We start from the raw sequence: 5,786 nt of genomic DNA, 5'->3' as shown, positions 1-5,786 counted from the left end.
TACGACCTGGGCCACGTCAGCTCGCGGGAGCCGTACCGCAGGCTGGTCAACCAGGGTTACATTCAGGCTTTCGCCTACACCGACGCGCGGGGATCCTATGTGCCGGCTGCCGAGGTGGTCGAACGCGACGGAAAGTTCGTCCTGGTCACCGACGACGGGGATGTGGAGGTCTTCCAGGAATTCGGGAAAATGGGCAAGAGCCTGAAGAATTCGGTGTCGCCCGATGAGATCTGCGACGACTACGGAGCCGATACGCTGCGGGTCTACGAGATGTCGATGGGCCCGCTGGAAGCATCCCGGCCGTGGGAGACCAAGGATGTCGTCGGTGCGCAGCGCTTCCTGCAACGGGTGTGGCGTCTGGTGGTCGACGAACACAGCGGTGACCTTCGGGTGGTCGACGCCGTCCCAAAGCGGCTGGACTCCGAGACGCTGCGGATCCTGCACCGCACCATTGCCGGTGTGTCGGAAGACTATGCGGCGCTGCGCAACAACATTGCCGTCGCAAAGCTGATCGAGTACACCAATCACCTCACCAAGTCCCACCGCGAGTCGGTGCCGCGGGCGGCCGTCGAACCGCTGGTGCTGATGCTCGCGCCACTGGCGCCGCACCTGGCCGAGGAGCTGTGGCAACGGCTCGGCCATGACGAGTCGTTGGCGCACGGGCCGTTCCCGGTGGCCGACCCCGTGTACCTTCTCACCGATACCCTCGAGTACCCGGTGCAGGTCAACGGCAAGAAGCGCGGGTTGATAACGGTGCCGTCCGAGGCAGCCGCGGACGCCATCGAAGCCGCGGCGCTGGCTGACGAGAAGGTGCAGGCGTTTCTGTCCGGTGCCACCCCGAGCAAGGTGATCGTGGTGCCGGGACGGCTGGTCAACCTGGTTGTCTGAGTGCGGTTTTCGTCGCGAACGTACGCAAAAACGACTTTTGGCCCGGCATGCCGGCCGGGGACACGCACGCTCGCTCGCGATCAGCGGGGCCGGACCACGACCTCGTGTAGGTGCCCATCCGGCGGGGTGGCCACCACGTCGGCGACGACCGCCGCGACGGTCTCGGGTCGCAGGAACCTGTCCGGGTTGTACTCGCCGCCCTCGAAGGCGACCAGGTCACGCTGCATCGCGGTGTCGGTGCGGCCGGGGTAGACCGTGGTGACCCGCAGCGCGGGTTCGTCGTCGCGCAGCGAATCGGCGAACGCGCGCAGCGCGAACTTGCTGGCCGAATACGACGCCATGCCCGGTGAAACCCGGCGTCCCGAACCCGAGTTGATGAACACCACCTGGGCGCCGCCGGCCCGCAGCGCCGGCAACAGGGCGAGCGTGAGCGCCACCGCGCCGAAGACATTGACCTCGAAGGTGGACCGCCATTGCGCCGCGGCGGTCTGGGCGATGTGGCCGGGCATCGACACGCCGGCGTTGTGCACCAGCACGTCCAGCTCGCCGACCGTCTCGGAAGCCGCGGCGACGGCGGCAATGCTGTCCGGGTCGGTCAGATCCAACGGCCAGGCGATGGCGCCGAGCCGCTCCGCGACGGCCTCCAGCCGCGCCGAGGGGCGCCCGGTCAGCAGCAGGGTGTGGGTGGGTGCCAGGGCCGTGGCGATGGCGGAGCCGATGCCGCCGCCGGCGCCGGTGATCAGTGCGGTCGGCATGGGTAGGAGTTCAGGGGCCGCCCGGTCGCGGTCAGGCATGCCCGGTGGACGCAGCGGCCACCGGGCTGTCGACGGGCTCGCAGCTGGCCAGGCGCTCCAGCGGCGCCAGCGCCCGGGTGAGGGTGTTCAGGTCGTCCTTGCTGAGCCTGTTCAGCATCACCGCCAGCGCGGCTCGCCGGTTGGCCAGCGACTCCCGGTGGACCGCCAGCCCCTGGGGTGTGATGTCGACCAGCACCGCCCGCAGATCCGACGCATCACGGCTGCGCTTCACCAGCCCGATCTTCTCCAGTCGGCGGATCGCGACCGTGGTGGTGGGGGTGCGAACCCGTTCGTGCGCGGCGAGTTCGGTCATCCGGATCGGGCCGCGGTCGAGCAGAGTGACCAGGATCGACAACTGGGCCAGGGTCAGGTCGCCGGTGGCGGCCCCGTGGGGATCCCCACGGCGCAGGATGGAAAACAGTTTGGACAGCGTGCGGTGCAAACCTTCCGCGAGCGCGGTGACCTCCGGCGCGTCGGCTTTGCTCTCCGCCATAGTTCGCCAGTCTAACCTGCTTGGGGGGTTATCGGGCTTAGGCTGGTCGTCACAGCACTTGAGAGAGGAATTTCTGGAGCCGCTCGGTCCCGGCGGTTTCGAAGATCTGTTCGGGTGGGCCTGATTCCACGACTTTGCCGCGATCCATGAAGACGACGGTGTCCGAGGCCGAACGGGCGAAGCCCATTTCGTGGGTCACGACGACCATCGTCATGCCGTCGGCGCCGAGTTCGGCGATCAGCGCCAGGATTCCCTTGACCAATTCGGGGTCCAGCGCCGAGGTCACCTCGTCGAAGAGCATCACCTGGGGTTGCATCGCCAACGCGCGGGCGATCGCGACCCGTTGCTGCTGACCACCGGACAGGGCGCTGGGCCGCACCCCAGCCTTCTGCCTCAGCCCGACCCGATCCAGCAGGTTCAACGCCAGCTCGCGAGCGTCGTGGCTGGACAGACCCCGGAGTTTACGCGGAGCCAGGGTGACGTTTTCCAGCACACTGCGGTGCGGGAACAGGTTGAAGTGCTGGAACACCATACCGATACGCTGGCGCAACCGGTCGGGATCGTCGGCGAGCACCGATCGCCCGCCCAGCAGGACATCGCCGCAATCGGGTTCGTGCAGCCGGTTCAGGGTGCGCAACATCGTCGACTTACCCGAACCCGACGGTCCGATCACCGCCACCGTGCTGCCCGCGGGCACGTCGAGGTCGACACCGCGCAGCACCTGGTTTCGACCGAACGACAGGTGGATGTTCTTGCCCTGCAAAGACACCGGCTCGCGGCGCATCCCGGTGACCGTCACGTCATCTCCTGGCCCACCGACAACCCGGTGGTGGTGATCGGATCGATGTCGTCTTCGGGCTGGGCGGGCCGGCCGCGACGCAGCCGGTCATCGATGATGTTGACCAGGTGCGTCAGCGGAATGGTCAGCACCAGGTAGAGCATGCCCGCCGCGACCAGCGGTGACAGGCTGCCGGTTTCGGCATTGAAGTCGCGGCTGACCTGGAACAGTTCGCGCTGTCCGGCGATCAGCCCGAGGAAGTACAGCAACGCCGAGGCCTTCAGCAGCGCGATGAACTGGTTGACCAGCGCCGGGAGCACCCGCCGGACCCCCTGCGGGAGCACCACCAGCCGCATCGCGGCCGGGTAGTGCAAGCCCAGCGCCCGGGCGGCCTCCAGTTGGCCGGATTCGACGCTCTGGATGCCGGAGCGCAGGATCTCGCCGACGTAGGCCGCCGCCGTCAGGCCCAGTGCGGCGATGCCCAGCGGGTAGGGGTTGTTACCGGTGAGCCCGCCGACCAGCGGCCCGACGGCCAGCCCGATGAACAAGATGATCAGCACCTCGGGCAGCCCGCGGAAGATGTCGGTGTAGACCCGGGCCGGCCAGCGCAGCCAGCGGGTCCCGGAGATGCCCGCGACCGCCAGGCACATCCCCGCGACCAGGCCGATGATGGCACCACTGACGGTCAGGACCAGCGTGTTCGGCAGCCCGGTCTTGAGCAGCACCGGCAGCGCCTCCCGGTAGATGTCGACGTCGAAAAAAGAGTCCCGCAGCTGGGCGATCATCGACTTCGGCGCCGGGGGTTGCGGTTCCGGTCTGTGATGGTGCTTGGCGTAGGCCGCGAAATCCGGCAGATGCGGGGTGGCCGCGGACTTCGACCCCGGCTGCCAGCCCGGCGGCAGCGGCCGGGGCACCCAGTCGGTGTAGAGCTGGGGCCAGGTGCCGTCGGCGATCACGGCATCCAGCCCCGAGTTCAGGGCGGCGATCAAAGCCCGGTTCTCCTTGGCCACGGCGTATGCCTGGAAGTTGCCCGGGCTGAAGGTGTAGCCGACGACCTGCGTCGGGTCGCCGGGCCGCATGGTGTTGAGCGCTTCCAGGGAGGGCGCCACCCAGGCGTCGACCTGGCGGCTCTTCAGGCTCGCGTAGAGCGTGTTGTGATCGGGGAACCGGACCGGTTCGAGCTGCAGGGTGTCGACGACGTAGGCGTCCTCCACGGTGCCCTGCACGACCCCGATGCGCTGCCCGGCAGCCAGATTGTCGAAGCCCCTTATCGGTGAGCCGGCCGGGACAACCAGTGCCAGGTAACCGAAGTCGTAGCCGTTGGTGAAGCCGACGGTGCGCCGCCGGGCGTCGGTTGCGGTGACCGACGCCGATCCGACGTCGAAGCGTCCCGAATCCACCTGGGCGAGCAGGCCGAAGAAGTCCGTTCCGATGAAGTGGACCCGAAGGCCCAGCTTGGCTGCGATGGCGCGGAGCAACTCGTTGTCGAAGCCGGCGAAGTGCCCGGCGGTGTTGATGCAGGTCATCGGCGGGCTGGTGGACAGCGTGCCGACGGTCAGGACGCCGGGCGTGCCGAGCCTGAGCGCGTTGACGTTTATCGAGCTCAGCGGCTCGACGGTGGCGGTGGTGTACTTGTCCTCGCGGGGGCGCTTGGCGGTGGCCAGCTTCTGCGGCAGCGCGATGGCACCGGCCATTCCGACCGGCGCGCACTGGTCGGGTACGGCTGCCGCGGTCGGCGCCGCCGCCAGGCAGCAGACCATCAGCGCCACGGCGATCAGCGTCGGCAGCTTCGTCATCGGCTCAGCACCTCGCGCAACAGCCCGACCAACGCACGCGGTTGGTCGTCTTGCACCGAGTGCCCGGCGCCGGCGACGGTGAACACATCTGCAGGGTGGCGGCGTTGCGCTGCGGCGTGTACTCGCCGCCGCCGCGCCAGGCCGAGCGGCCGTGCCAGGGCAGATCAACCGCCAGCGCGGGTTCACCCAGACCGATGATCACGGTGTCCCAGGTGTGCGCGTTCTGTGCGCCGCCGTGCGGGAACACCGCCCTGGGCCGGGCCGCTCCTGCTGCTCTCCAGCGAAGTGCGCTGACAGCGCCGACGCGGACGCGTTCCACGCCGGGTAGCGGACCGGTGACACCGGCCTGCTCGGCGTTCTCGCGCAGCAGCGCGAACTCGGACAGACCGGCCAACTCGTCGTCGGCAATTTCGGCCACCTCATCGAGGCTAGCGTGGGTGTGCGCGGCGCCCCCGGAGATTTCGGCGTGATTGTGTGCGCTGAGCGACGGACATCACGCCGAAACCGGTGAGCGGGCTAACCGGTAATGAATTCTTCCAGCCGGGTGCGGGCGACGTCGTCGGGCAGTTGCTCCGGCGGGCTCTTCATCAGGTAGGCCGACGCGCCGATGATCGGTCCGCCCAGGCCGCGGTCCTTAGCGATCTTGGCGGCCCGCACCGCGTCGATGATCACCCCGGCCGAATTCGGCGAGTCCCACACCTCGAGCTTGTACTCCAGGTTCAGCGGCACATCGCCGAACGCCCGGCCCTCCAGGCGCACGTAGGCCCACTTGCGGTCGTCGAGCCAGCCGACATGATCGGACGGGCCGATGTGCACGTCGCGGGTCTTGAACTCGCGCTGCAGGTTGGAGGTGACCGCCCGGGTCTTGGAGATCTTCTTCGACTCCAGGCGTTCGCGCTCGAGCATGTTGAGGAAGTCCATGTTGCCGCCGACGTTGAGCTGCATGGTGCGGTCCAACTGCACGCCGCGGTCCTCGAACAGCTTGGCCAGCACCCGGTGGGTGATCGTCGCGCCGACCTGGCTCTTGATGTCGTCGC

The 5,786-nt window shown here is 68.3% G+C and carries 6 protein-coding genes and 1 pseudogene; 1 reads left to right on the top strand and 6 read right to left on the bottom strand.

Going from position 1 to position 5,786, the window contains the following annotated elements:
• The coding region (locus AC2VON_RS04670; RefSeq protein ID WP_486951894.1) for a class I tRNA ligase family protein at window positions 1-888 on the top strand (888 nt) is incomplete at its 5' end.
• Between the two features lie 80 nt (window positions 889-968).
• Here AC2VON_RS04670 and AC2VON_RS04665 read toward each other — a convergent pair.
• The 6 genes and pseudogenes from AC2VON_RS04665 to AC2VON_RS04640 form a co-directional block, all read right to left on the bottom strand.
• Window positions 969-1,643 (bottom strand): SDR family oxidoreductase, encoded by a 675-nt coding sequence (locus AC2VON_RS04665; RefSeq protein ID WP_486951893.1) that lies wholly within the window; start codon window positions 1,641-1,643, stop codon window positions 969-971.
• 31 nt (window positions 1,644-1,674) lie between these two features.
• Window positions 1,675-2,175: a MarR family winged helix-turn-helix transcriptional regulator gene (locus tag AC2VON_RS04660; protein ID WP_486951892.1), complete on the bottom strand. Its 501-nt coding sequence runs from the start codon at window positions 2,173-2,175 to the stop codon at window positions 1,675-1,677.
• Window positions 2,176-2,224: 49 nt separating this feature from the next.
• The gene (locus tag AC2VON_RS04655) at window positions 2,225-2,959 is read right to left on the bottom strand and encodes an amino acid ABC transporter ATP-binding protein (RefSeq protein ID WP_486951895.1); all 735 of its coding nucleotides are present in this window, start codon (window positions 2,957-2,959) and stop codon (window positions 2,225-2,227) included.
• A gap of 11 nt (window positions 2,960-2,970) precedes the next feature.
• Entirely contained in the window at window positions 2,971-4,749 is a 1,779-nt protein-coding gene (locus AC2VON_RS04650) for an ABC transporter substrate-binding protein/permease (RefSeq protein WP_486951891.1), read from the bottom strand.
• 91 nt (window positions 4,750-4,840) lie between these two features.
• Window positions 4,841-5,167, bottom strand: a pseudogene (locus tag AC2VON_RS04645) (alpha/beta fold hydrolase); the annotation flags it as partial.
• 98 nt (window positions 5,168-5,265) lie between these two features.
• A partial coding sequence (locus tag AC2VON_RS04640; RefSeq protein ID WP_486951890.1) for an inositol-3-phosphate synthase occupies window positions 5,266-5,786 on the bottom strand: 521 nt, incomplete at its 5' end.

Source organism: Mycobacterium sp. TH-M82 (assembly GCF_057473605.1).
This window is presented reverse-complemented; position numbering and strand designations above follow the sequence as displayed.